Annotated in this window: 24 protein-coding genes and 1 pseudogene; 18 read left to right on the forward strand and 7 right to left on the reverse strand. The window is 46.5% G+C overall.

Annotated features, from left to right (window positions below; genetic code table 11):
• Positions 1 to 254 precede the first annotated feature (254 nt).
• The 3 genes and pseudogenes from KNP60_RS14220 to KNP60_RS14230 form a co-directional block, all read left to right on the forward strand.
• Positions 255 to 1,040 (forward strand): Hachiman antiphage defense system protein HamA, encoded by a 786-nt coding sequence (locus KNP60_RS14220; protein WP_214797768.1) that lies wholly within the window; start codon positions 255 to 257, stop codon positions 1,038 to 1,040.
• Positions 1,030 to 3,999: a DEAD/DEAH box helicase gene (locus KNP60_RS14225; RefSeq protein WP_214797769.1), complete on the forward strand. Its 2,970-nt coding sequence runs from the start codon at positions 1,030 to 1,032 to the stop codon at positions 3,997 to 3,999. The genes KNP60_RS14220 and KNP60_RS14225 overlap by 11 nt, the downstream gene beginning before the upstream one ends.
• A gap of 548 nt (positions 4,000 to 4,547) precedes the next feature.
• Positions 4,548 to 5,051: pseudogene (locus KNP60_RS14230) on the forward strand (YdeI/OmpD-associated family protein); the annotation flags it as partial.
• Positions 5,052 to 5,094: 43 nt separating this feature from the next.
• On the opposite strand, the gene KNP60_RS14235 reads toward KNP60_RS14230, so the two are convergent.
• The 3 genes from KNP60_RS14235 to KNP60_RS15655 all read right to left on the reverse strand — a co-directional run bounded on the left by KNP60_RS14235 (position 5,095) and on the right by KNP60_RS15655 (position 7,764).
• Positions 5,095 to 5,802, reverse strand: coding sequence for an ABC transporter permease (locus tag KNP60_RS14235; RefSeq protein WP_214797770.1), 708 nt, complete (start codon positions 5,800 to 5,802; stop codon positions 5,095 to 5,097).
• Entirely contained in the window at positions 5,799 to 6,647 is an 849-nt protein-coding gene (locus KNP60_RS14240; protein WP_214797771.1) for an ABC transporter ATP-binding protein, read from the reverse strand. Before KNP60_RS14240 ends, KNP60_RS14235 begins: the two co-directional genes overlap by 4 nt.
• A gap of 130 nt (positions 6,648 to 6,777) precedes the next feature.
• Complete coding sequence (locus KNP60_RS15655) at positions 6,778 to 7,764, reverse strand: LytTR family transcriptional regulator DNA-binding domain-containing protein (protein WP_214797772.1); 987 nt, start codon at positions 7,762 to 7,764, stop codon at positions 6,778 to 6,780.
• A 92-nt stretch (positions 7,765 to 7,856) separates the two neighbouring features.
• Between KNP60_RS15655 and KNP60_RS14250 the strand changes: the two genes are divergently transcribed.
• The 4 genes from KNP60_RS14250 (at position 7,857) to KNP60_RS14265 (ending at position 11,091) form a co-directional block, all read left to right on the forward strand.
• Positions 7,857 to 9,536: a DUF2075 domain-containing protein gene (locus tag KNP60_RS14250; protein WP_251131412.1), complete on the forward strand. Its 1,680-nt coding sequence runs from the start codon at positions 7,857 to 7,859 to the stop codon at positions 9,534 to 9,536.
• Entirely contained in the window at positions 9,533 to 9,841 is a 309-nt protein-coding gene (locus KNP60_RS14255; protein ID WP_214797773.1) for a nucleotide pyrophosphohydrolase, read from the forward strand. Before KNP60_RS14250 ends, KNP60_RS14255 begins: the two co-directional genes overlap by 4 nt.
• 94 nt (positions 9,842 to 9,935) lie before the next feature.
• Positions 9,936 to 10,601, forward strand: a complete 666-nt coding sequence (locus tag KNP60_RS14260; RefSeq protein ID WP_214797774.1) for a DUF3841 domain-containing protein — start codon at positions 9,936 to 9,938, stop codon at positions 10,599 to 10,601.
• Positions 10,602 to 10,620: 19 nt separating this feature from the next.
• Positions 10,621 to 11,091: a hypothetical protein gene (locus KNP60_RS14265; protein WP_214797775.1), complete on the forward strand. Its 471-nt coding sequence runs from the start codon at positions 10,621 to 10,623 to the stop codon at positions 11,089 to 11,091.
• 26 nt (positions 11,092 to 11,117) lie between these two features.
• Here KNP60_RS14265 and KNP60_RS14270 read toward each other — a convergent pair whose 3' ends face one another.
• The gene (locus KNP60_RS14270; protein ID WP_214797776.1) at positions 11,118 to 11,390 is read right to left on the reverse strand and encodes a hypothetical protein; all 273 of its coding nucleotides are present in this window, start codon (positions 11,388 to 11,390) and stop codon (positions 11,118 to 11,120) included.
• A gap of 121 nt (positions 11,391 to 11,511) precedes the next feature.
• Positions 11,512 to 11,739 (reverse strand): hypothetical protein, encoded by a 228-nt coding sequence (locus KNP60_RS14275; RefSeq protein WP_214754632.1) that lies wholly within the window; start codon positions 11,737 to 11,739, stop codon positions 11,512 to 11,514.
• 134 nt (positions 11,740 to 11,873) lie between these two features.
• On the opposite strand from KNP60_RS14275, the gene KNP60_RS14280 reads away from it, so the two are divergent.
• The 3 genes from KNP60_RS14280 to KNP60_RS14290 all read left to right on the forward strand — a co-directional run bounded on the left by KNP60_RS14280 (position 11,874) and on the right by KNP60_RS14290 (position 14,865).
• Positions 11,874 to 12,407: a DUF3841 domain-containing protein gene (locus KNP60_RS14280; protein ID WP_214754630.1), complete on the forward strand. Its 534-nt coding sequence runs from the start codon at positions 11,874 to 11,876 to the stop codon at positions 12,405 to 12,407.
• Positions 12,407 to 13,162: a nucleotidyltransferase domain-containing protein gene (locus KNP60_RS14285; protein WP_214797777.1), complete on the forward strand. Its 756-nt coding sequence runs from the start codon at positions 12,407 to 12,409 to the stop codon at positions 13,160 to 13,162. Before KNP60_RS14280 ends, KNP60_RS14285 begins: the two co-directional genes overlap by 1 nt.
• Before the next feature lie 662 nt (positions 13,163 to 13,824).
• Entirely contained in the window at positions 13,825 to 14,865 is a 1,041-nt protein-coding gene (locus tag KNP60_RS14290) for a flavin monoamine oxidase family protein (RefSeq protein ID WP_214797778.1), read from the forward strand.
• Between the two features lie 43 nt (positions 14,866 to 14,908).
• On the opposite strand, the gene KNP60_RS14295 is transcribed toward KNP60_RS14290, so the two are convergent.
• Together KNP60_RS14295 and KNP60_RS14300 are read right to left on the reverse strand one after the other, a co-directional pair.
• Positions 14,909 to 15,340, reverse strand: a complete 432-nt coding sequence (locus tag KNP60_RS14295; RefSeq protein ID WP_251131413.1) for a MarR family winged helix-turn-helix transcriptional regulator — start codon at positions 15,338 to 15,340, stop codon at positions 14,909 to 14,911.
• Between the two features lie 14 nt (positions 15,341 to 15,354).
• Positions 15,355 to 16,560, reverse strand: a complete 1,206-nt coding sequence (locus KNP60_RS14300) for an MFS transporter (protein ID WP_034781458.1) — start codon at positions 16,558 to 16,560, stop codon at positions 15,355 to 15,357.
• A 160-nt stretch (positions 16,561 to 16,720) separates the two neighbouring features.
• On the opposite strand from KNP60_RS14300, the gene KNP60_RS14305 reads away from it, so the two are divergent.
• From KNP60_RS14305 to KNP60_RS15660, 8 genes are all read left to right on the forward strand, one after another.
• Complete coding sequence (locus KNP60_RS14305; protein ID WP_034781461.1) at positions 16,721 to 17,185, forward strand: hypothetical protein; 465 nt, start codon at positions 16,721 to 16,723, stop codon at positions 17,183 to 17,185.
• Positions 17,186 to 17,240: 55 nt separating this feature from the next.
• On the forward strand, positions 17,241 to 17,696 hold the full coding sequence (locus KNP60_RS14310) for a hypothetical protein (RefSeq protein WP_034781464.1): 456 nt from the start codon (positions 17,241 to 17,243) through the stop codon (positions 17,694 to 17,696).
• A gap of 11 nt (positions 17,697 to 17,707) precedes the next feature.
• Entirely contained in the window at positions 17,708 to 18,169 is a 462-nt protein-coding gene (locus tag KNP60_RS14315; RefSeq protein WP_034781466.1) for a hypothetical protein, read from the forward strand.
• 11 nt (positions 18,170 to 18,180) lie between these two features.
• Positions 18,181 to 18,663: a hypothetical protein gene (locus tag KNP60_RS14320; RefSeq protein WP_034781469.1), complete on the forward strand. Its 483-nt coding sequence runs from the start codon at positions 18,181 to 18,183 to the stop codon at positions 18,661 to 18,663.
• Between the two features lie 17 nt (positions 18,664 to 18,680).
• Positions 18,681 to 19,136, forward strand: a complete 456-nt coding sequence (locus KNP60_RS14325) for a hypothetical protein (protein ID WP_034781471.1) — start codon at positions 18,681 to 18,683, stop codon at positions 19,134 to 19,136.
• Positions 19,133 to 19,621, forward strand: coding sequence for a hypothetical protein (locus tag KNP60_RS14330; protein WP_034781474.1), 489 nt, complete (start codon positions 19,133 to 19,135; stop codon positions 19,619 to 19,621). Before KNP60_RS14325 ends, KNP60_RS14330 begins: the two co-directional genes overlap by 4 nt.
• Before the next feature lie 267 nt (positions 19,622 to 19,888).
• A complete protein-coding gene (locus KNP60_RS14335; RefSeq protein WP_200881516.1) occupies positions 19,889 to 22,015 on the forward strand; it encodes a glycoside hydrolase family 3 N-terminal domain-containing protein in 2,127 nt (708 codons plus the stop codon).
• The gene (locus KNP60_RS15660; protein WP_034781480.1) at positions 22,012 to 25,230 is read left to right on the forward strand and encodes a GH36-type glycosyl hydrolase domain-containing protein; all 3,219 of its coding nucleotides are present in this window, start codon (positions 22,012 to 22,014) and stop codon (positions 25,228 to 25,230) included. The genes KNP60_RS14335 and KNP60_RS15660 overlap by 4 nt, the downstream gene beginning before the upstream one ends.
• Positions 25,231 to 25,264: the final 34 nt, after the last annotated feature.

A 25,264-nucleotide genomic window follows, 5' to 3' on the forward strand; every position in this document is an offset into this window, starting at 1 on the left:
GTTTTCGTGGTGTTCAAAAAAATAACCATGGATTGTAGCCTATCCGTAAAATGTTACATCATATCTTTTTCTCTTTTGCAGAATTTGATTGAATTTGATTCAAGAATGTTAAGCAATTAGGCGAACAAAAGTTAAGGCTCGAGTCGCTTTGGGGAAGCACACAGAAATGTGGAGAGAAAGATATTAAAATGATGAAAGCTTTTATTGAATTGATAGGAAAGTTTAAATCAATATTAACTTAAGGGGAGAGTTATTTGGTAAAACATACAGAGTGGTTTAATATTGACAACATCAATTTTTTAAAATCATTAACAAAAGAAGAAGTTTCTATAATTGATTATGAATATTTAATGGATAATCAGGACTATATCTCTGATTGGGCTAAACATTTAAGAAATCATTATTGTAAAGATAATGAAATTGATTCTTTGCGCGAGGGTACTGGCTTAACTAGAAAAGAGTATTTAGAACAGATTAAATTTCCACAAAAAGGTCATATCATTTCAGGAGATTTTTCAGAGATATTAGTAGCCGATTTTCTTGAACACTTAAAAATGTATAAAATCCCTAGAACGCGATACTTAGATAAAATTAATAAGGACACCAGTCCAAACGGAACTGATATCATAGGTTTTAAGGTGATTAATGGATTAGCTAAAGACGAATTAATTACTTGTGAGGTTAAGGCTAGGATTGCATCACTTAATGAAGACATTGTCCAAGAAGCAATTACACATGCCCAAAAAGACAATATTAGGATAGCGGAATCTCTAAATGCAATGAAACGTAGCCTTTTATTGGCGCAAGATCATGAAAATGTCAAGTTAGTTGAGCGATTCCAAAATAAAGTTGATCGTCCTTATAAAAAAGTCACTACTGCAGCAATAGTTCATTCAAATGAAAACTGGAGTAGCGAATTAGTAACCACAAAAGAATTAGACAGTAATGGTATAGAGAATTTAGATATTATAGTAATAAAAGGTGCTAAAATGATGGAGTTAGCAAGATTTCTTTATGGGAGGGCTTGTGATGAAGCCTGAAAAACGAGCAAATAATTATTTGTCAATTACAAGATCCAAAGCAAAAATGTTTGAATTCAATATACCTGAATCAGAGCATTTAGAAACAGATGTAAATTTTATCGACTTATTGGACTTAACTATAGCTATCATCGGAGATTATACTTCAAATTATGATTTTACTTCTAGAAACGCCAACACCTCTGAGTTCCTTTTTTCTGCAAAGTATTTTGACGCTTTAATAAACATCCGAAACCTCGAGATAGCAGAGGAAAGTCATGACTATTTAACATTATTGGGTGCAGTTGCTTATTATTTATCTGACAATATTGGCAGTTCGAAAGTTTTAATCAATTATTTAAATACTACAATCAACTTAAACGCTAGTAATCTTGAAAATATTATATTTAACATAATAAATAAATCATATATTAATCCTAAATTATTTAAAGGAAATAATTTTGAAGAAAATTTAGTTGAATTTTCCTTATCCTATAACGTTTTTCTGTCAAGTGGAGAGAATAGTAGAGAACTTTTAAACGGGACAGACAAATTAATGAGGATTTTCTACAGGTTTGGATCTGGAAGAGAATTACTTTTCGCGGATATTATTAATGCCTTAATTAAAAAGTATATTGTTATATCTGCATGGACTAGTTTGCCTAAATATTCTAATTTAACTAAAGAAAAATGGGAACATTATCTTAAGAGACCTAATGCAATAAAAGAGTTTTGGCCTTCACAGGTCTTATTAGGTGAAAAGGATGTCTTTAGGGGGAAATCTGCTGTAATACAGATGCCGACAAGTGCGGGTAAAACCAAATCTGCCGAATTGATTATTAGGAGTGCTTTTATAAAAGGACAAACCAATTTAGCGGTTATTGTAGCTCCTTTCAGAGCCTTATGTCATGAAATACATAATGATTTCTACCAACAATTTTCGGAAGATTTAGATATAGAGATCACCCTAGTTTCAGACGTGATGCAATTTGATTTGAACATTGAAAATCTAGAAAAAAAATACGTATTAATACTGACACCCGAGAAGTTAGATTTTATCTTGAAACATCAAATAGAACTATCTAAGGCAATTGGTTTGATTATCTACGATGAGGGACATCTATTTGATGATGAGTCTCGAGGAGTTAAGTACGAACTCTTGCTTGCATCATTAAAGAGAAATTTACCTAACAGGTGTCAAACAATTTTAATTTCTGCCGTAATGCCGAACTCTTATGACATAGGTAGTTGGTTAATAGGAGAAAATTTTGCTCAAGTGGAAGCAAAAGAAATGAGTCCAACTCAAAGAAATATTGCATTTACAAACTGGGAGGGGGAAAAAGCAATTCTTCAGTTTGCCAATCCCTCAAATATCGATAGTAGTGAATTTTATGTACCAAAAGTTTTTGAAAGACAAAAATTAAAATTAAAACCTAGAGAAAGAAGTGAAAGATTTTATCCAAGAAAAGGCGAACCATCAGAAATCGCCATGACATTAGGGTGCAAATTAGTTCAAAGTGGTCCAGTAGCAATATTTACTGCAAGGAAAGACTCAGCAACTAAGTGTGCAAGAGAAATTATTGAGGCATTTGAGAGAGGCTTTAGCGTAAATCCACCTAGTGAGTTTATGGATGAGAAAGTAATATATGAATTTTCAAATTATTTGAGTAAAATTTTAGGGCATAGTACTATTCCGGCAAAAGCTGCTAGCTACGGAATATTAATGCATAATGGCAGTATTCCAGAAGGTGTAAGGTCCTGTGTTGAATATGCTCTACAGAATCAAAAAGCAAAGTTTGTAATCTGTACCTCTACCTTGTCTCAAGGAGTCAATCTTCCAATTCGATATTTAATTATTACTACTACACATCCGGGGAGAGACGAAATTAAGATTAGAGATTTTCATAATTTGATGGGACGTGCAGGTCGTGCGGGAAAATATACAGAAGGAAATATTATTTTTGCGGATAACACAATTTATGACACGAAGAAAAAAAACGATTGGTATTGGAATAAAGCAAAAAATCTATTAAGCACCAGTATGTCTGAAAATTGCCAAAGTAGGATTTTAGAATACTTTAAAAGTAATTCATCTGCAGAAGAATTAATGAAAGATACTAGTAACAAAATAAACACCACAAATAGTGTGAAAGATTATCTTATAAGTGCCTTAGAAGATGTTGAAGATTTAAATCGAGCCTCTATTTTTGCAACAGAGTTAGCAGAAAATACATTAGCGTTCTATCAAGCAAATAATATAGAAAGAAATCAGTTGAAAAATTACTTCCAGGAAATAACAAAAGAAATCTTTATGAAAATTCCTGATTCGGAAATGAGAAAATCCTTTTCCAAAGTCACTCTTGCTCTCGATGAATCTTTGCTCTTGTATGACATTCTATCCCAAAAAATCCATTTGTTAAAAACAACGCAAAGCTTTGAAGAATTTGTAGATTTTATGTGGCCAATAATTTATAGATTTACAAACTTACCTGAAGTAGATAATGAAATATTAAAAAATGTATTTATAAAATGGGTGTCGGGAGAAACTTACAGTGACATATTCGATTTTTTAGATGAATCTAGTGTAAGGATTAAATCTAACCGTAATTTAACTATAGATCATGTAATAGATCTCTGTGAGGATAAGTATGGATATGAAAGTTCAATGGTGGTTGGTTCTTGTATTGAATTAATTCAATCAATTGATTCGAATAACAATTTAACAAGTCAAGTGGAAGAAATAAAATTATTTCAAAAAAAAATTAAGTATGGATTGAAATCAAAAAAATCTATATTAGTTTATGAAATAGGATTTAATGATCGTTACTTAGCACAACAAATCGCCCACGAACTGAAAGGTATAATACGAAATAAAAGGGTATTAAAGAGAATAATTAGGCTAAGGCCTGAACCTGTAAAGCTTATAGTTAATGAATATCCTGATTATTATCGTTATATTCTTAGTAATATTACTGGATAATTAATTGATTTAGAAGCTATTTTATCTACTTAAATGCGAAAAATAGTGGGAATTCTTAAAACTTGAACTGCCTCATAAAAAATTGACATGAGAATCCGATTTTTATGAGGTTTTTTATGACCGAATCTATGTAAAATTCAAAGATCACGAACGGTTTTTTTAGGCAACAGGTCAAAACGTGAAGTGGATGACCGATTTCACTGGGTGTCATGTTTCCAGGAAGAAACTTTATCTCTCACCAATGATGAACTTGTCAAATATCACTTCGGGTATGACCTCGTGTGATACATGAAATACTATAATCATCCAGCGTCGCATCAAGAGACGACTAAATGAATTGAGCTTGGTGAAATACTAGAATTAAGTTCTCGAGGGCGCTGACGAATTGTTTAATATCTACACTTTTGGTCTAGTTCAAAAAGACACTACTTTTTACTTTACTTGTGTAGGGTAATCGTAAGAGTAAAGAGCGAAAGGATAAACGTCATGAAAATCAATTACATTTTACGTTTTAAAAATCGACAGGCCTTACGAGAATAGCTTTATGAAATCGCAAACGACGAATCTTTTGTTGGGTGATTCTGAGTCGGAAAAATAGAGAGGACGGATTACTCTACTTAGATGCCGTCGAAGAAGCGTTATGCTTTGGATGGATCGATGGGATTGCGAAAAGGACGGCTGACGGAGAATTGGCACAACGCTTCTCACCGAGACGAAAACGGAGCAACTGGACCGAACTGAACAAAGAACGCGTTCGTCGATTACAGCGACTTGGTTTGATGGATGACCGTGGATTACGTGTTCTGCCCGACATGAGCAGTGAGTCGTTTGTGATAGATCAAGAAGTCATGATGCGCCTGCAGGAAGACGCGCAAGTATTCAACCAGTTCATGGACTTTCCTGAATTATATCGTCGCATTCGGATCGATACGATTCAAAGCGTCCGCGAAGACCGAGAAACGTATTTAAGACGACTCGATAAACTGATCGAGAAAACGAAAGCCAATGAGATGTATGGGCAATGGAATGATGATGGACGCTTAATAGAGTAACGGAAAAAGGTGTCGCTTTAAGTCAAAGCGACACCTAGTTTATTTAATCCGCCTGTTTCCGGTTATACATCACAATACTTCCGACGAACACGACGAGCGCCCAGGCGGACAGAATCACAAGTTCCACCCATGTAGTACCGAGTCCAGCACCGGCCTCGATTTGATGCGCGAGGTCGATTAAGACGATGTTCGGCAAATACTCGAGTAAACCGATGATAGAGAAACGGTCCTCGTACACCAACAACATCGGTGAGAACGAGAAGAAGAAAAACGCCGGCATGACGATGAGCGAAGCTTCCATGACCGTCTTCGTCATCAATCCGAGAATCGTCCCAATCCCGATATAAAAGAACGTCGAGACGATCAATGCGAGTGAGATGACGAGTAGGTTCGCAGGACTGTATCCCATGATAAAGGCACACGCCGCGATAAGGATAAGCGTGGTCACGAACGTGAGCGCACTCTTCCCTAGCAAGATGTCGAGCGTGCTCGCCGGCGATAACATCAGCCCGCGGAGTGTGTTCTTTTCTTTCTCTTCGGCGATTAAGGCACACTGGACGAACGTCGCAACGAGGCTGAACGTGATGTTGATGACGAAGTACGTCACGTCGATGCCTTCGCCGCCGAGCTGTGAATAGAAGACGGCGAAGAATAGCGGCATGATCAACGTCGAGGAGACGAATAGGTTCCGCGACAAGTCTTTATAGTCTTTCTGGAAAATGGCAAGTGCCCGCTTCATTGAAAATGTCATGATAATTTCCTCCCCGTCACTTCGATAAAGATGTCCCCGAGCGTAGGCTCGTTCGAATGGATGGCCGCGATATTTTGGTCGCGCATCTGTGCATGGAGCCAGTCGGCCCCGTCTTTTCCTTGTTTCAAGTCAACCATTTCCCCGTCATGCAGTTCGACGCGCATCGAGCCGTTTGCATATTTCCGGCGCAATTGTTTCGGGGCGTCGAGCAATTGAATCTCCCCTTGATGCAAGAACGCGACGCGGTCGCACAGTTCCTCAGCCTCGTTCATGTCGTGTGTCGTCAAGAAAATCGTCGTCCCTTTTGCCTTTAATCGTTCAATCCCTTTATAAATATGACGCGAGTTGACCGGGTCGAGCGCAGACGTCGGCTCATCTAAAAACAACAGTTCCGGTTCATGCAACAACGCCCGAGCTAGTGTCACCCGTTGCAGCATCCCACGTGAGAGCACCGCGATTCGTTTTTTGCGTTCTCCGGCCAAGTTCACCGTCTGCAGCACATCATCGATTCGTGTGCGTGGCTCGTCGTATAGGTCGCAATAGAGTTGTAAGTTCTCTTCGATGGAGAGGCGCGTGTACAGGCCGCTATTATCGGTCAACACACCGATCCGTTTCCGATACTGTTCTTGTTTCAATTCCGAGACCGGGACGCCAAACACGGTCGCGTCACCTGACGTCTGAGCGAGCTGCGACGTCAAGATTTTGATGGTCGTCGTCTTTCCCGATCCACTCGGTCCAAGAAAGCCGAACACTTCTCCCTTGCCGACAGAAAACGTCACGTCGCGTAACGCCTCTTCATTGCCGAATAGCTTTTTTAATCCGGTCACTTGAATGATTGAGTCCATTCTCGTTCCTCCTCGTCGATGTCGTCTAACTTGCTTTCATCATATCGAGAGGAAGAGGAGAGCGCATTAGAATGGCAGTAAATAGCGCCTTACGAGGAGTGAGTGGAGCGAATGAGCCGGTGAACGGAGCCTATTTCAGCCCGATCATTGTCTTCAATTCGGCCATTTTTGTCTTCGAGAGCGGGATGGTCGTCTTCGCCGAATCATCGAGCACGAGGCTGAAACTGTTCTTCGTGTACGTGATGACTTCGCGCACCCGTTGAAGGTTGACGATGTACGATCGATGACAGCGGAAAAAGCCGTACGGCGTCAGACGCGTCTCGAGCTCGTTCATCGTGAAGACGCTCGGGAATTGTTCAGACTGACTGTGCAACACGGATTGTCCGTCCTGGCTTTCGATGTAGTCGATTTCCGGCGGATCGAGCAAGACGATTTTCTCGTTCACTTTCGTCGGAATCTTCTCGAAGCGGACGTGCATCACCTCTGGCGTGACGTCTTCGTTCGCCTCCGGTTCATCGGGCTCCACATCGAGTAGGCGCAAGTGTCGGTGGTCGATGCGATAGACGGTCGACGTGACGAACAGGGCGCTCTCCATATTGCTCGTCAGAAGCAGGATAGCTTTTTGTTGCTGCTTCAGTTGCATCAAGACGGTCGCGAACAAGTGCCGCGTCTCTTGGTCGACGTTTTGATCCGGTTCTTCGAGGACATAGATGTCGCGATTATGTAGGAGGAGCGCCGCATATTGGACGCGCCGGACGAGCGACAAACTGAGCCGGTTTAATCGTTTGTTCCGATATGGGGTGAGTTGAACGGTTTGCAGGACGATATCCAGCGATTCCGTCGATTCGTAAAGCGTGTGCGTAAATCGCAAGTACTCCTCGACCGTCAGCCGATCGTATAAGCCGTCACGGATGGAGAAGACAGAGAGCGTACGATTCGCTGTATGGATGTTTCCGGAGTAGTTCGCGTGCGAGTCCGTCAATAATGCGAACAATATTTCCCGGGAAGTGACGCCGCAGTGGATGGCTGCGATTTCACCTGGATTGATGGTGAAGGAGATATTTTCAAGGATGAGCGTGTCTTGTTGGCGAACAGAGACGTTGTTGAACGTAAGCACCGAATCCCTCCCTTTTTAGTGGGATTATACCATTGATTCATAGAAGACTTGAGTAACGAATTGGAATAAGGCTATGCTAAACTGGAGATAATTTGAAATTAGATAAGGGTGTGTCGGTGAAGATGATTGAGGTCATTCCGTTAGATTTTGATAAAACGAGTATAGATGAGATTGATCGGGCAGCTGATTACTTGAACTATCCGGTGATTTATATTTTAAACGGAGAGAAGGAAGCGTATATTGGGGAAACGGTACACTTTCAAAAGCGCATGAAACAACATCTGAAGCTGAAACAAGCAGACCGGAAGAATGTGGACCAAATCAATCTCGTAAAGCATGAGACGTTCAATCGGTCGGCGACGTTCCATCTTGAGACGAAATTGATTAACTACTTTTTAGGGGACGAGAAGTACACCTTACAAAACAAAAGTAAGACGGCAAGCGACTTCACACACAACTATTACAATAAATCGTTCTACGACAATGAGCTGTTTCCTGAGTTATGGGGTGTGCTACATAAGAATGGGCTCGTCGAAAACGACCTGCACGCCATCGAGAACAAAGACATCTTCAAATTGTCGCCGTTCAAAGAACTATCCGTTGAACAGATGGATTTAAAAGAGCGTGTGCTTGAGTTCTGTGAGACAAGGATTGCGAAGTCCAAGCCCGAAGATACATATGGAGACTTGTATGTCATTGAAGGAGAGGCCGGTGTCGGCAAGAGTGTCGTGCTCAGTTCTATCTTCAATACGATTCAAGCGCGGACGAACGAGGCGGGTTCGAATCTGCATCAGACGGAGAACTATCTGGTCGTCAATCATGAGGAGATGCTGAAGACGTATAAAGGGATTGCCAAACAAGTCAAACACTTGAAGGCTGTCAACTTCGTCAAACCGACGCCGCTCCTTAACAAGTTAAAAGATAGGAAAGTCGATATCATCTTGGTCGACGAGGCGCACCTTTTGTTGACGAAGTCAGATGCATACAACAATTTCCGGGCGGAGAATCATCTCGAAGAATTGATGAAGATTGCCAAGGTTGTCATTGTCATCTTCGATCAAGACCAAGTGTTAAAGCTGAAGAGTCGGTGGGATCAAAGTAAGTTGGATGAGTTTAAAGAAAAAGCGAAGTGTTTGAAAACATATAAACTGACGAATCAGTTTCGGATGCAGGCGGATGAGGATGTCATCGATTGGATCAACGCCTTCAAAGCTAAGCAGATACAAGCATTCCCAGCTTCTAAAAACTATGATTTACGTGTGTTTGAAACGTTGGAAGAGATGCACCTAATGATTATCGAACAAGACAAGAAACATGGGCTCAGTCGAGTCGTGTCGACGTTCGATTACCTTCATAAAAAGGACGGGGAAACGTATTACGTTTACGAGTCGAACGGTGAGTATAAGATGCCGTGGAATACGACGGGAGGCAAGACGACGTGGGCCGAGAAATCGGAGACGATTGCCGAGGCTGGATCGATCTATACGATCCAAGGTTTTGATTTGAACTACGTCGGCGTCGTGCTCGGTCCTTCGGTAACGTACGATGAGACGAAGGATTGCTTGGTGATCGACACGAATCTCTATAAAGACACCGGGGCGTATGCGGGAATTGACGGTGTCAAAGATGTCGAGTTGGCGAAAGAACAAATCGTGTTGAACTCCATCAATGTGTTGATGAAGCGTGGCGTCCGAGGACTTTACTTATATGCGAGCAATCAAGCGTTGCGAGATAAGTTGTTACACATTCAAAGAGAGAAGGTACAGATATGAACGAAGTACAACGACTGATGGACAAAGTGATTGAATTCCGTGACGAGCGCGATTGGGCGTTCCATCATAACCCGAAAGACTTGGCGTTATCGTTATCGCTCGAGGCGAGCGAGCTGTTGGAGTTGTTCCAATGGGTGTCGAGCGAAGAAGCGCTCGAGACGAAACACGTCGAGATGAAAGAAGAGCTCGCGGATGTCCTCATTTACGCGCTGACGTTCGCGCATGCGACAGGGATTGATGTGTCGCAGGCGATTGAAGAGAAGCTCGAGAAAAACGCGGTGAAGTATCCGAGTCCGAACGCCTAAGTTGCAATCGACCGATTAACCCTGACCATTATTTTCACTACTTCTTGATGTGAAATTGGATAAAGTGGTGAAAGAACAAATCTGGAGAGGGTTAATGAATATGGGCATCTATTATACGTATCAGCATGAAGACGCTTGGAAAGTAGCATTGGAGCGAGGGTATCTACAAGGTGATCCTCACTACGCCATGTTCAATGAAGAAGGATTCGATTTTTTCAAATCGGCTTATGACTGGATGGTTGAACAATATGAGCAACGAATTGGAATTCCGCTAAACGGAAACTATCTGGTTTGGTGTCGGGACGAGTTTCCTGATTTAGGTTTTGGCGGAAAAATCGGGCAAGGAAACAAAGGGTTCGTCTTAACGGTGGAATTACCGGACGATGAAGTGTTGGCTTCAGAAATCTCATTTTGGGACTTTGTTCTACACAACTCTACTTTATTTGATACGGCCGAAGCATTCGACACCGAGGAAGAACCCACTCCAGCGTATACGCGAAAGTCTTGGGAGAAACTCTTTGACCAGAAGTGGTGCGAAAAGATGGCGGTCAATCGGTCGATAGCGGCACCTAGCTATCAATACGTGATTCATCGCATCGAGCTGCATCACGTCCGGGCCGTCATGCCGTTCCAAGACTTGAGTGACAGTTGGTTGGACCGGATTCGAGGATTTGTGTGGCGTCTCGGCTATCGACTCGGTTTGAAGAAGTCGATACCGTTCCAGTGGCGAGACCAAACTGGTTTGAAAGAAATTAGTTGAACAAAAGGAGTCTGGTTCTATGACGCAGCGCGAACGGTTCAATCATTTGTATGAGAGCGGCAAGCGCTCGACCCGTCAGGCAATCATTCTGTTTGCACTGATTACAGGAATCAGTGTGACCTTAATGATGATTGGCGAACGTCGTCTCGCTGAATTCATCTGGTTCCTTCTAGTGTTTCCATCTGTCGGTCTCTTGAAAATAGGGGCTCGGACGAACACATTGCTGCGCTTCAACCAGTCCGCCGAGTATAAGCGGCTTGTGCGTCTCGAATGGTGGACAGCATTTGGACTGATTGGAGCATATGTTGTACTGATCTTGACGCTACTGCTCAATCCGGAACTAATCAGTGTGACGGTTGTCGCAACCGGTATGTATGCAATCGGAATCATTGCGTCGTCTCGGCTCGATCAAAGACTTGGCAAAGTTGACCCGGAGCACGTGACGCACAAAGTGTATGCCCGAGGGAAAGTCGGTTTCTTTTTAAAATAAATGCAGTCGAAAAGGAGTAGCGCGCGCTACTCCTTTTCGTTTACGCGATCGACCAATTGTTTCGCTTCAAGCAGCGACAGGTCATATGTCTCACGCAAGAATTTAACGGTCGGGATCATGCCAATCGTATCGATTTTTTCTTTAATCGACGCATGAAACTCAGCATCTTGAACGATTGGTTCGGTATGGAGTTGTTTTTGTTTCAATGCATTCATATCCTTTGCTTGTTGCGCAATGATATTGAGCAAGAAGGCGTTCAATATCAATGAGGCAGTTAACATGATCGTGGTCCAATCCATTCAACCACTCCTTTCGACTTAATCATCGATGATATCGAAACTGTAAGCATTGGTGAGCGGGTTATGGATGATCAACTCATAACTGAGCTGTTGTTCGTCCACATCGTGAGTGATGTCGACATTAAGGGCGTGTCTCTATTTTTTCTTCGATTCGCTCGAGGCGCTCCACTAAGACGTCGAACTGTTGTTGCTGATGAGCCGCGGTTTGACGATCCAACTCGAGTCGCGCGTCCGCCCGCTTCTCGTAGCGACCGATAAATCGAACAATCATCACGATGACCGCGATGAGTAACGCGAGTGGGACAAGTATTGCCAATAAACTAAATAGTAACGTCATTAAAACATTCATGCTTTTTCCTCCTTTATGTAATCCATACGGCTAGTATACTTCCAAATTCAGACAAACCCAAACGATTCCCATGATGGATAAGGAAACAGCAGGTCAGTTATGCTAACAGTATCTTCTTAAAAAGGGGTGGACCTATGGCCATTTACTATACATATCAACATGCGGGCGCCTGGGAAGCCGCCAATGCATGTGGCTACTTGTTTGGCGACCCAAACTTTGGAATTTTTCAAGACGAGGACTACGCGTATCATCGCCCTGCTTACGACTGGCTCGCGGGACAATATGAGCAACGGACGAAAATTTCGCTTCGTGGAAACTATCCAGTTTGGTTGAGCAAAACAAGGCCAGACGTCGCACGGGGTGGCTACTTGGAACCTGGAGAACCGGGCGTCGTGCTGACCGTTGAGCTGCCGGACGCACATGTGCTCGCAGTCGAGGCCGGTTACTGGACGTTCGCGTTGAATCGGTATTTTCTCTCGTTTGAAGATCGGGAAGCCGAAAGCGAAGAAGAGTTGAAACAATCTTGGGAGAAAATGTTCGACCGCGACTGGTGCGAATCGATTGTCGAGGAGTACCCAGAGACGAACACGAAATATCACTATCTCGTCGATCGGGTTGATCTCGAGCAAGTGCTCGACGTGACGACGTTTATTGAGGAGGGTGTGTGATGGAGCGACCAACGCGACTAGGTACAGACGAGGCGGGTTACGTCATCAATCAAACAGACGTGACACGGATTCAACCGATGTTTCGGCCAGTGCTCGATGCAGTGATTCAGTTGTTGCGAGAAGAATTCGCAGAAGCGCTACATAGCGTATATGTATACGGTAGCGTCGGTCGTGGGACTGCTGTGGCCGGACGGTCCGATTTAGACGTGACGGTCATCGTCAAACGGGAAGTGGACGTTGACGTATTAAAGCGACGGACTATGCTTCTGTTGCAGGAACATCCGGAAGTAATCAAAATTGATTATGACATCGGGCTGTTGGATACAGTGCTTGAGCCCACTAATCACGTTGAATGGGGCTTTTGGTTACGTCACATGTGTGCATGTGTTGACGGGACTGACTTGTCTCATCGTTTTCCGTACATGAAACCGGACGAGCGCATCAGCCGAGCGTTGAATCGAGATTTGTTCGATCAGTTACGAGAAGCGCAAGTGAAATTGAAGGCAAGACGTATGACGGGAAACGAAAAACGGTCACTCGTCAAACGGATGATTCGAGGCGCGTATTTGACTATCAACGTCGAAGATCAAAGTTTTGTATCGACGATTACAGACAGTCTGTTTGTATTGCGCCTCTATTTTCCAAACAGTGAAATCATAGATGACTTAGAGCGAGGCATGGAGTCAGAAGAAGTGCAAGATGACTGGTTGGGTAAGTTGATTGAGCAGTATGGATCGTTGTTCCTTCCACGATGACAGTCATCGATCAAAGTGACTCCTTACGGTCTAAATCATCAAAGTGACAATCGACATAAAGCATTCCTACCAAAACATATAGTTGAATCAATAACTTGAGCAAACTGGGAATATAGATGATTTCAAAAAACAATAATCCCTCGAATACGAACATACATAGCAAGGTAAGAAAATACATGAATGTTTTACCTCTTCGAAATCGAGAAAACAGGCGAATGCCTACAAGGAACGGATAAAGTAGCGTCTTGACTGTATAAGGCATTTTGGTAAATCCTTTCTAAGACGTCATCGCCCAGTGCGTGAGATGTAGTCAGTTTTTATACGGCGCCTTCTGACATCCGAATCAAAATAATGAAACGTTGTATACATGGCCGTTGAAATATAGACCGAGGCAAACGTCTTTAAATAGAGCGATAATTGAATAAAATCACCTAATATCAAAACCATCAATGGGGTCACGATGACAAATAACGCAAACGTCATCACCGATTCTGTTTTAATGAACCGATATAATATACGTATCAGCAAGATGAACGGGAAATAGAAAAAATAAAAGAAACGCTTCACGTCGTAACGCCCTTTCCTGAGCGGTGCGCCCAAATTATGTATATTCGTCTTTTTCAGTATAATGGGAGCACCACGTATAGAGAAGGAGTATGTATATGACCAAATCAATCGCCATCATCGGGGCGGGCGTGAGCGGCTTATATGCCGCGTCGCTCCTCACTGAGAAAGGCTATGACGTCACCGTGTTCGAGGCGCGCGACCGTATCGGGGGACGGGTGTTGAGCCAAGACGGGTTCGACCTCGGCCCGACCTGGTATTGGCCAGAGACGGAGACGACAATCACGCAACTGATCGAACGACTCGGTCTCCCGACGTTCTCTCAACACACGAGCGGGGACTTGGTGCTCGAGCGGCAGTTCGGTGTCATCGAACGCCATACGCTCCCGCCCGGTCACACTGTTCCATCGATGCGACTCGTCGGGGGCATGGCCAGTTTGACGACGTCGCTCGCTTCGACACTACCGGCAAGGACAATTCAACTCGAGTCGACCGTCATCTCGATTCAACAAACTGAAGACGAGATATTGGTCGAGCTCGAAGCCGGACGGACAGCAACGTTCGAACACATCATCCTAGCCATCCCGCCACGACTCGTCTCACGTATCAGCTTTCAACCAGAACTGTCTGAAACGACGAAGTCGAAGCTGGCAAACACGCCGACCTGGATGGCTGGACAGGCGAAAGTACTCGCCGTCTACGACCGCCCGTTTTGGCGAGACAATGGTTTATCCGGTCAAGGCATGAGTTGGGCCGGCGTGTTGCAGGAAATTCATGACGCCTCACAGCCAGGCGGACTCGCCGCTTTATTCGGTTTCTTCCGGTTGTCTGCTGCCGAACGCTCGGTACTCGACCGGGACGAGCTGAATCGTCGCGTCATCAATCAACTCGTGCGCCTGTTCGGGAAAGAGGCGCGGCAGCCGCGCGACGTGTTATACGTCGATTGGTCGAGTGACCGACATACGGCCACGCTCCAAGACGGAGAACCGTTGACCGATTTCCCTGTCTATGAGCCGATCGCGCTCGATTCAGCCTGGGAAGGACGACTCTCACTCGCTGGGACGGAGACGGACTCCTTGTTCGGCGGTCACATCGAAGGCGCGCTCCGGGCAGCGGAACGTGTCGTCAATCAACTCTAACCAAAAATGCGTATCCTCCCGAGTCAGGGACGATACGCATTTTTCATTTGAACTTTTTAATCATCAACGCCAGAGAACGATTGATCATCGTCATCTCGTCATCTTCAAGCACGGAGAACATCTCTTCGGCGAGCCGTTCCTCGATCGCGTCGATTTGTTTCGAATATTCCATACCGATTGGGCCGAGCCGGATGAAGCTCTCGCGCAAGTTGTCCGGGTTCTTCTCTTTCTGGACGAACCGACGCTGTTCGAGCACTTTGAGCACTTGGCTGACCGCACTCTTCGAGATATTCATCTTTGTCGCAATCTCGGTCGTCGTCCATGTGTCTTTTCGTTTGAACAGGAGCAACATCTGTTCTTGCTGGTAACTGAGTTCGAATTCGTTCAACTCGGTAAAATATTTGGTGAACAACAAGTCGAGCTCGTCAATTTGACGGTACATCTCGATGACTTGCTGTTTGCGTGTATCATTCAATCGTCGTTCTCCTTTCATCGCGTGTCACGGAACGTCTGGCTCCGCACGTATAACACGATACTGCATACTAATCCGATTATACCAAATGAGATGAGCAACGTTTGAATTGGTACGGCCAGGGCGACCAAAATCGACAGGACAGCGAACGCAATCGGTTCTAGTCCCGATGCGGCGAGCGCCATGATGCTCATGACGCGTCCAATCTTGTCGTGGTCGCTATGTTCTTGCATGAGTGTGACCGTCGGCAAATAGACGAGCATCAACATGAATCCGCTCGCGGCCGCAGCCAAGGCGAGAAGCGTGATGGATTGCGCCTGCGTATAGAGGAAGAAGGCCCCAATCGTCAAAAACAGGACGCGGAAGACGAAGCGTCCGCGGTGGACCGAGCGGAACAACAGGACGAGAAAACTTGCGGCGAACGTCCCGACGGCAAGTCCACCTTCAATCAAACTCAAATCAAAAGCGTTGCCGCCCCGTTCACCGACGAGAATCGGGATGCTCATGATGAGCGGTCCCATGACGAACAAGTTGACGATGGCGATGGATAACGTCCCGCTCCGTAAAATCGGTGTGCTCGAGACGTAACGGATGCCCTCTTTCAAGTCGAAGATGACATGACTGAGCGACATGGCACGGGCGAGCGGAATCGAATCGCGAATCAAGCGCGGCATAATCAAGATAGCCGCAATGAAAATCAAGACGGCCGCCGTCCCGAAACTGAGCCCGAAGCCGCCCCATGTCAGTAACGCCCCGGCGAGGAACGGACCGAACACGAACATGAGCTCGAGCGTCCCTTGGAAGAGCGAATTGGCGCGTTGCAGCTCTTCTTGTTTGACGAGCGACGGAATCAAAGAAGACAGCGCCGGATAGGACATGCCATCAAGTAGTCCGAACACGATGGAAATCATAATCAAGGCGAACACTGAATATGCGTCCGCGAGATGGAGCGCCACGACCGCGACCATGAGAAGACCTTGCCCGAGGTTCGTCAAAAACAAGAGCCGACTCTTTTGGAACCGGTCGGCGAACACGCCTCCGAATACCATCATTACGACACGCGGCAACGAGACGGCAGTCATGATGATCCCGAGGAGGGTGGGTTGCTTCAGCACATCGATCGTGAGCCACGATACGCTCAAGAAAAAAATCGAGAAGCCGAGCGTGAGCGTCATGCCGGATAACCATGTGAATACGAAGCGTGAATTTTGTAGCAAATTCATAAAGAAAACCTCAGTCTTTCTACCTTTTAATATAGTTAAGTTAACTAAACAATAAAGTGAAGTGACTTTTTCGTCAAGCGAGTAGATTGCTATAAGGTAATTGTAAAAAAACGGAACTTTTTTCGTTAAAAACCGTATAGGTAGTTAAGAGGTGAATGAGATGAGTAAACAAGAACGATTACATAAAGTGAAACGAATGAATGTACAGTGGATGTTGTTACGGCTCATGTTTGCTTTGCCGACTGGGGTTTTGATCTATTACTTCTTACAGTCGCAAGGCTCCCCGATGATTATGGCAGCGTTCCTTCTATCGTTGACTAGTGCAGCAAGTATTTTGTTTATGAGGGAAGCGCGCTTCGTCAGAGCATTAACGGCGCATGATCAAGCGAAGAAGGTGATCGGTATCCAATATCAACTCGATTACTTGTTCGTCGTCATGATGGCCGTGATTTTTCCGATGATGATGCGACTGAATATCCTGACCAGCTTGATTCCTTTCATCCTATTCGTCAGTGGCAGCGCATTAATCTGGTTTACGCAGCATAAACTCGATCAACAGTTGAGCTGGATGGATACAGAACAACCGACTCGTCGCGAGATTCAACGTACGAGATTCACATGGTGAGGTTGAAAAGACACGAGGTTAGCGTGTAAGTCCATCACAATTAAAGGAGTAGCTTATGAATAAACATCAGCGTTTGAAGCAAATGGTTACCGCAAACCGAAAATGGCTCCTCGTACGGATGGGTTTTGCGATTCCGATTGGGGTATTACTTTTCTTCTTTCTGCAAACTGAGACACGATCGCTCATGTACGGAAGTTTGATGGTGGTGTCGCTGTTGGCATACGGCGTGATGATTGGGCGGGAAAGTCGATTCATGAGCAGTTTCACAGACCACATTCGAGCGAAGCGGGTCATCCACATTCAATATGTGTTCGACTACATGATGGTTGTCTTCAGCTGTTTGTTTTTCCCGTTGCTCTTGAAGCTCGAAACAATCAGTTGGGTCCCATTCTTCATATTCTCCCTTGCAGCGTTGGCGCTGGTGATTGTCGAGCGGCTGCTTGATGAGAAAGTAAAGCTGATCGATCCCCAGCAACCGAGGCGTCGCGACGTCAAACGGGAAAGTTTTTAAGGAGGGATTCGATGAACAAACAACAACGCATCAATTTGATTTATAAAACCAATGTAAAGACGGCCGTATTTCAAAGTCTGCTCACGTTTCCGATGGTGTTTTGTCTCGTCGGATTGATTCAGTCGGATTCATGGAACGGTTGGTACGTGGCCGGCGTACTCGTCTGTCTGTTGCTGCTGGGAGGAATCTTCTTCAAGGCGAACCGAGTCGAGACCGAGTTGACTGAGCGAGAAGATGCCAAAATCATCATCGCCCGTCGGAACGGATTTGTCTTTGCGCTGTTCGTCGTATTCATTTTATCGTTTGCGCTGACGCTTAACCTCGGTTGGATGTATGCGTGGATAGTGGTGCTGACAATCGGTGTGTTGTATGGTGGATACCGCTTGATTCGAAAACAAGACGAGCGATTGAGTGACATCGACCCGGAGCATCCGATGCTGCGTGAGATTCGACTCGACAACGTCAGAGACTGAGGAGGTACGAGATGAACAGGGAAGCCCGGACTGAAGCGTTGTTACAAATCAATACAACGTATCGTCGTTTTATGATTGGGAGCAGTGTCGTCATCTTTGTGAGTGCGCTCTATTTCATGATGCATACGACTTATTCTGGCGTGATTGCGGTGGTTAGTCTCATCCCGACGTTGTTTTTCGAATGGAAGCAGACGACGCTCTATCTTCAGTTCAATGACGACTGGACGTATCGCCGTCTCATTAAGCTACAGTTTTCTTTACTCGTTTTCACGTTCATCTTATTGTTCAGTCTGATTGCACTGTTTTTAACGGGACAGATTCATCCGGACGTGTTGATGTGGGCAGTGGTCATCGGGGCACCACCTTCTGTCTTGTTACCGCTGTGGATCGATCGAAAACTGCTCAAACTCGACCCGGAACACGTCACGTCGAACATGCTGGCCAAAGCCAATCGCGAGCAACTGAAGCGTCGGCTTGATGGAATCAATGATTAGAAAAGGAATGGAATCGTATGACGAAACAACAACGGATTGACGAAATGAATCGATACCGTGAGCAAAGGAAGCGGCGACGAGACGTGATGTTCGCTCCTGTCCCTGGACTATTGTTTGTCACGTTGCTCGCGGATCATATTTGGTGGGTTGGCTTAGGGTTGATGGGGTTGTTCGCCAGCGGTTCAATCGTGTATTTGCTGAAAGAAGGGGAGGCGTTTGCTCGTCTATCCGATCAAAGCGGAGCACAAATGGCGACGCGGAACGTCTACCGGATTTTAAGCGGATGGTACGTCTTCATCGTCGGTAGCGTGGCGAGTTATAAACTGGTGGCCCCTTGGTGGACGTGGGTTCTCGTCATTGGGATTGTCTTCCTGTTGCCGCTTCTGTATAAACGCTTCAATGAAACTGTTCAAAGCGCAGATGCAGCTCAACCGGTCCGCTCTGAATTGGCAACGGCGAGTGGATTGCTATGAAGATGTTGACGAAACAGGAACGAATCGAGCGTTTGCTCGCACACGACGATGCGACGTGGCACTGGCGCTACTGGGGCCTCTTCTTTAACCTCATCGTCGTCGCGTTCATCTCTTATCAGACATCGATTTACTTACCGTTGATCGTGTTCGCGCTGTACTTGCCGCAACTATGCGTCGAATGGAGGAAGACAAAACTATTGCTGACATTTAATCCAGATCCTCGCTATCGGCGCTGGATTTATAGTGATTTCATCGTCGAATGGTTCATCTTTTTGCTTTTCCTGTGTCTGTTCGCTTGCTATCACACCGGTTTCATCACGATTTGGACACTTGGACCTACCTTGGTGATTGGTGTGATTGGTGGGGTGCTGTTCTCGCATATAATCAATCGAGCTATTCTTGATTTTGACATAGAGCATGTAACCTCTAAATCATTCAATAAAGCCAAAGTGCGACGAAATAAAGGCGGGAAAATGAGTCATTGACATAAGTCAGGGCTCATTTTTTTATGGAACGATTCGGGGCAACGGGAATCTAAAGTATATTCAGTTCGAAATGGTTGAGTGAGGTGTATTTCAATCTGAAGATGATCATTTGCAGTAAATTAATACTTTTTATAGAAACGTTTCGATTAACCATTGCATCTCTTTTTGTAAGCGCTTATACTTTTGGTATACACAGGTGAAACGTTTCGATTTACAAATCATAGATAAAGGCGGGATGGAATGAGAGCGACACAATTAGTGCAGGAGATGACAGTGGCTGAAAAGGTAGGACAGCTTGTTCAGACACTGCCATCCATTTTTTCGGATGATGAGCAAGATGTGATCACCGGACCGATTGCGGAGTTGTTGAAAGAAGACGGCATCACCGATGAGAATCGGTGGAACATCGGATCGGTCATCGGGATCAGCAACGCGAAACAAGCGCAAAAGTTGCAGGAAAGTTACTTGCGACATAATCGACTCGGCATCCCGCTCTTGTTCATGGCGGACATCATCCACGGTCACCGGACGATTTTTCCGGTCCCGCTCGCGATGGCCTGTTCTTGGGATCTTGATGAGGTCGAACGAATGGCACGCACTTCGTCTATCGAAGCGACGGCATCCGGTCTACACGTCACGTTCTCTCCGATGGCTGACTTGTCACGCGACCCGCGTTGGGGACGTGTCATGGAATCGACCGGAGAAGACGTGTGGTTGAACGGCGAGATGGCGGCGGCGTTCGTCCGCGGTTACCAGTCGGACGATTTGACGAGAGACGATACGTTGGCTGCCTGCGTCAAGCACTTCGCGGCGTATGGCGCGCCGGAAGGAGGACGCGACTACAATACGGTCGATGTATCTGACCGCGAGCTGCGTGAGTTCCATTTGCCAGCCTATAAACGAGCCCTTGAAGAGGGGGCGAAGATGGTAATGACGAGTTTCAATGTCGTCCATGGTGTTCCGGCCACGGCTAGTGAATATCTCATGCGGGATATCCTCCGCAGTGACTGGGGCTTCGAAGGTGTATTGATCTCGGACTGGACGGCAATCAAAGAACTCATCCATCATGGCGTCGCCGAGACGCTGAAGGATGCGGGCGAACTCGCACTCCGAGCTGGCGTTGATATCGATATGATGTCGGGCGCATACACGAATCATCTGGAAGCGATGCTTGCAGATGGGGTCGATGAGGCTTTACTGGATGAGGCGGTCTTGCGGATCTTGACGCTAAAAGAAGAATTGGGTTTATTCGACAACCCTTACCGAGGGATCGATCAAGCGAAAGAGACAACGCTCCACCTTTCAGATGGGCATCGAGATCAGGCGCGTCGTCTGGCAGAAAAGAGTGCGGTCCTTTTGAAAAATGATGGTGTCCTTCCGTTACAAAAGCAACGTGTCGCGCTCATCGGACCGTTCGTCGACTCGAACGATGTGCTTGGCCCGTGGGCCGGATATGGGAAAAGAGAAGAGGCCGTGACGTTGCGGCAGGCATTTGACCGGGCTGAAATTCCTTATGTGTTTGCGGAAGGATCGACCGTCGAAAAAGAAATTGATTGGACGGAGGCTTGCCGCATCGCAGAACAGTCGGATATCGTCATCCTGGCGCTTGGCGAAGCCTCGTGGATGAGCGGTGAAGCCGGCAGCCGTACGGACATTCGTCTTCCGAAGACACAGCGCGAAGGGCTTAAGCGTCTAAAGGCACTCGGGAAACCAGTCGTGACGATTTTATTCAATGGCCGTCCGCTCGATCTGCGCGACGTCGTCGAACATTCGGATGCGGTGCTCGAGGCTTGGTATCCAGGAACTGAAGCCGGTTCGGCGCTTGTGAACTTATTATACGGGCAAGTCAGTCCGTCGGGGAAACTGACGATGTCGTTTCCTTATAACGTCGGCCAAGTACCGATCCGCTACGACGCGTTGCGGACAGGGCGTCCGTCAGACATCGAACACGCTGATCCACGCTACACGAGCAAATATCTCGACGCACCGAATGAGCCACTCTTCCCGTTCGGATATGGCATGACATACACAACGTTTAGCTACAACGATTTCATCGTCAAAGACATGACAGGCGGCATCGTCGAGGCGACTGTCGTCATTCGAAATGATGGGGCGACGACGGCAGATGAAATTGTCCAATGGTATATCCAAGACAACATAGCCAAAGTCTCACGGCCGGTCAAACAATTGAAAGGGTACGAGAAAGTGACCCTCAAAGCCGGCGAATCCGTGACGGTAACGTTCACCGTTGAAGGAGATATGCTCCACTATCTTCAGCCGAACGGTTCGTTTGACGCCGATCCGGGAACGTTTACGCTCTTTGTGGGCCCGAACAGCCGTGACGTATTGGCAAAATCTTTTGAACTAAAAACAAAAACGAGGTGTACGACGTGAATGTATTAACCGAACAGACAACACTAACATGCGGAGACGTGAGCCTTTCGCTCACTCCGATGGGAGACATCCGCCAATTGAAAACCGGACCGATCATGGTCAATCAGTTAATCCATCATCCATTCGATGGCTCGATGGCAAACCTTTATGTCCGACATGAGGGCGGAGTTGCCCGGCCGTTGCTGGGACTGCATTCACCTAGTGATTTCGCGGCCTCGGGTCAGGAAATCGTTTGGTCAGGACACTATCCGGAGTTTGCTTATGAAGTACGAGGGACGATCAGCGACCACGGCGTTCGCTTTGACGCTACATTCGAAGGGACAGGTCAATTCGACGTCACATACGTCCAAGATCTCGGACTCGCTGATGAAGGCGGTGTTCGCACGAACGAGGCTTACATGGCGCAGTATATCGACTATATGAAGACGGATACGGCGCTGATGGCGCGCCAAAATCAAAAGCAGTCGACCGGGTTCCCAGCGATTCGAATGACATCGTCCCGAGCTATCGCAGAATATGCGACGGATGGTTTTGACGTGTATGGCACATCCTATAAATTGACCGGGCGAGCCGCAGGACTAGACGGTGCACTGCCTTCCCGTGTCTATCAATATGAGTTCGCCTTGCCGACACTTCGGACTGAACCGTTAGACATGGGGACGGACCGAGAAATCGCATTCGAATTGTCATTGGTTCAAAATCATCCGGAAGCGCTGACAGAGCAATCGATCAAGCATTTCGCAACGATTGAAGCGGGAGCACCTGTCGAACAAACAGTACGTCCTCGTCCGTATCTTCGTCAATCGTTCCAATCAATCAGCGGCGGTGGGCTCGCGATGAGCGAAATCGAGCGCCTCTATCCGGTGCGACGACTCGAAGAGACAGCGGGTGGACAGCTCTTGTCCTTCTTCACAGAAGAGGGTTCGCACGTCGTCTTAGCGGCGAAAGAGCACCTCGTTGAGCGAAGTCACGGCAATATCTTATTGAACGCCGGGAGTCTGATGCCGGACGAGTCGAAGCTCGCCACGACCGTATTCATGAACGGTGTCTTCAACTCACATATTGTTTATGGCAATACAAACTTCAACAAATGGACGACTAACGTCCGAAATCCACTCAATGTCCCGAAAACATCGGGGCAACGCATCTATGTCGAGATGGATGGGGCATACCATTTGCTGACGATGCCGAGCCTGTTCGAGATGAGTCTGAATGAGGCCATATGGCGCTACGATTTGGACGGGGAGACGATTATCGTCCGTACGTCCATCGCCTCAGGTGCTCCTGTCATCAAGACGACCGTCGAATCGTCGCAACCGCGACGGTTCGTCATGAGTCACCAGGTCGCGATGAACACGCAAGAGTACGTCGTTCCGTTCCGTATGGAGCAGACGGACAACCGGCTCCTATTCAAGGCGGACGAAACGGCAGACAGCGCCGGTATACGGCCTGATCTGACATATGCAATCGAGAGCAATCAGCCGTTTGAGCTCCTCAAAACGTCGGATTGGTTCGACCAACCGTTCGAGGACGATCTTGTTTGGATGTCATACGAACCAAGCGAGCGCGTGACGGTGCATCTTGGTTTGGCGAATCACAGTCCGTTTGAGCTAGACGAAAAGCAGGAGCGGAACGCTTACCGAATGTGGATGGATAGTTATATGAACGGTCTCACGCTTAAAGGCGAGGCATCTGACATCGAGGCGTTGAATATTCAAGCGCTATGGTACGTCCAAAACATGCGGGTGCACTATCAGTCACCGCACGGCCTTGAGCAATACGGTGGAGCAGCCTGGGGTACACGGGACGTTTCACAAGGGCCGATGGAGTTCTTGCTTGCGACCGGTCATTTTGAAGAGGCGCGAAAACTCTTGCTTGTGATTTTCAGCCATCAATTTAAGGACGGAGATTGGCCGCAATGGTTCATGTTCGATGAATATGCGGGTATCCAACAAGAGGATAGCCATGGTGATGTCATCGTTTGGCCGCTCAAGGCATTGTCGGATTACTTGGCCCGAACTGAGGACGTGACATGTCTAGACGAAATAATTCCGTTCCGCGACCGTGACGGAAAGACAGAAGCGGACGCTTCACTGTATTCGCACGTGGAACGAGCACTTGGATTCATTGAAGATCACTTTGTCGAAGGTTCTGTCTTCTCAGCCTACGGTGGAGGAGACTGGGACGACACGCTCCAACCAGCCGATGAAGAGTTGAAACGTCACCTCATCAGTTCATGGACGGTCACATTGACGTACCAAGCGTTCCGTCAGTTGCACGAACAGTTGCCGGCGTCACATTTGGCAGATCGCTTAGGTGAGTTGAGCCAAGCAATTCGGAAGCAGTTCACAGACGAGATGATTCGGGACGGGGTTATCGCAGGATTCTTAAAAGAAGTTGATGGACGCTTCGAGACGATGCTTCATCCGTCCGACAAGACGCTGCCAATGCGCTACCGCTTGTTGCCAATGACGCGCAGTGTCATCGCTGAACTTGTCGATCAAGACCAGATGACACGCAACTTTGATTTGATTGCCACGCATTTGACGTTCCCGGACGGAGTCCGTCTCATGAACCGACCTGCCGAGTACCGGGGCGGAGTCAGCCGTCACTTTATGCGGGCCGAACAGGCAGCGAACTTTGGTCGTGAAATCGGGCTGCAGTACGTGCATGCTCACATCCGCTACATCGAGGCGCTGGCGAAGGCGGGGCTACGCGAGAAGATTCGTCCGGCTTTCAATATGATCAACCCGGTCCGGATGGACGAAGTGAAGAATGCCGCACCGAGACAACGAAACGCCTACTTCAGTAGTTCGGACGGAGATTTCGCTGACCGCTATGCGGCGGAGTCACAGTTCGGCCGCTTGAAAGATGGAACGGTACCCGTGAAAGCGGGATGGCGCATTTATTCGAGTGGACCGGGAATCTGGTTCAACCAACTCGTCTCGAACTACCTGGGGATTCGTCTCGGGACAACCCATGTCGAGTTCGATCCGATCGTGGATGCGGACACATATGTGCAGATCCGCTTGTTCGGTACGGAGACGATGGTCCAGTTCCGTATGGGTGAGCCGAGTATTACGCTGAATGGTCAGAGGTTGAACGGTCACACCCTAACGAATCCATATCGCGAAGCAGGACAGCGTGTCGAAAAAGATGAATTTTTGCGCTACGCCAAGGAAAAGAATGAGTTAGTGATTACGGTGAAGGGGTGACGAATTCGTCACCCTTTTCTTAATAGGAGGACTA

The organism is Exiguobacterium sp. s5, assembly GCF_018618075.1.
Taxonomy (GTDB): Bacteria; Bacillota; Bacilli; order Exiguobacteriales; family Exiguobacteriaceae; genus Exiguobacterium; species Exiguobacterium mexicanum_A.

Excerpts from the sequence above, each read along its gene's own strand:
- KNP60_RS14285 (WP_214797777.1), top strand. The coding sequence starts at position 12,407 with ATGGAGCGACCAACGCGACTAGGTACAGACGAGGCGGGTTACGTCATC.
- KNP60_RS14320 (WP_034781469.1), top strand. The coding sequence starts at position 18,181 with ATGAACAGGGAAGCCCGGACTGAAGCGTTGTTACAAATCAATACAACG.
- KNP60_RS14290 (WP_214797778.1), top strand. The coding sequence starts at position 13,825 with ATGACCAAATCAATCGCCATCATCGGGGCGGGCGTGAGCGGCTTATAT.
- KNP60_RS14310 (WP_034781464.1), top strand. The coding sequence starts at position 17,241 with ATGAATAAACATCAGCGTTTGAAGCAAATGGTTACCGCAAACCGAAAA.
- KNP60_RS14330 (WP_034781474.1), top strand. The coding sequence starts at position 19,133 with ATGAAGATGTTGACGAAACAGGAACGAATCGAGCGTTTGCTCGCACAC.
- KNP60_RS14265 (WP_214797775.1), top strand. The coding sequence starts at position 10,621 with ATGACGCAGCGCGAACGGTTCAATCATTTGTATGAGAGCGGCAAGCGC.
- KNP60_RS14255 (WP_214797773.1), top strand. The coding sequence starts at position 9,533 with ATGAACGAAGTACAACGACTGATGGACAAAGTGATTGAATTCCGTGAC.
- KNP60_RS14305 (WP_034781461.1), top strand. The coding sequence starts at position 16,721 with ATGAGTAAACAAGAACGATTACATAAAGTGAAACGAATGAATGTACAG.
- KNP60_RS14235 (WP_214797770.1), bottom strand. The coding sequence starts at position 5,802 with ATGACATTTTCAATGAAGCGGGCACTTGCCATTTTCCAGAAAGACTAT.
- KNP60_RS14240 (WP_214797771.1), bottom strand. The coding sequence starts at position 6,647 with ATGGACTCAATCATTCAAGTGACCGGATTAAAAAAGCTATTCGGCAAT.
- KNP60_RS14315 (WP_034781466.1), top strand. The coding sequence starts at position 17,708 with ATGAACAAACAACAACGCATCAATTTGATTTATAAAACCAATGTAAAG.
- KNP60_RS14335 (WP_200881516.1), top strand. The coding sequence starts at position 19,889 with ATGACAGTGGCTGAAAAGGTAGGACAGCTTGTTCAGACACTGCCATCC.
- KNP60_RS14300 (WP_034781458.1), bottom strand. The coding sequence starts at position 16,560 with ATGAATTTGCTACAAAATTCACGCTTCGTATTCACATGGTTATCCGGC.
- KNP60_RS14280 (WP_214754630.1), top strand. The coding sequence starts at position 11,874 with ATGGCCATTTACTATACATATCAACATGCGGGCGCCTGGGAAGCCGCC.
- KNP60_RS14270 (WP_214797776.1), bottom strand. The coding sequence starts at position 11,390 with ATGGATTGGACCACGATCATGTTAACTGCCTCATTGATATTGAACGCC.
- KNP60_RS14260 (WP_214797774.1), top strand. The coding sequence starts at position 9,936 with ATGAATATGGGCATCTATTATACGTATCAGCATGAAGACGCTTGGAAA.
- KNP60_RS14325 (WP_034781471.1), top strand. The coding sequence starts at position 18,681 with ATGACGAAACAACAACGGATTGACGAAATGAATCGATACCGTGAGCAA.
- KNP60_RS14225 (WP_214797769.1), top strand. The coding sequence starts at position 1,030 with ATGAAGCCTGAAAAACGAGCAAATAATTATTTGTCAATTACAAGATCC.
- KNP60_RS14275 (WP_214754632.1), bottom strand. The coding sequence starts at position 11,739 with ATGAATGTTTTAATGACGTTACTATTTAGTTTATTGGCAATACTTGTC.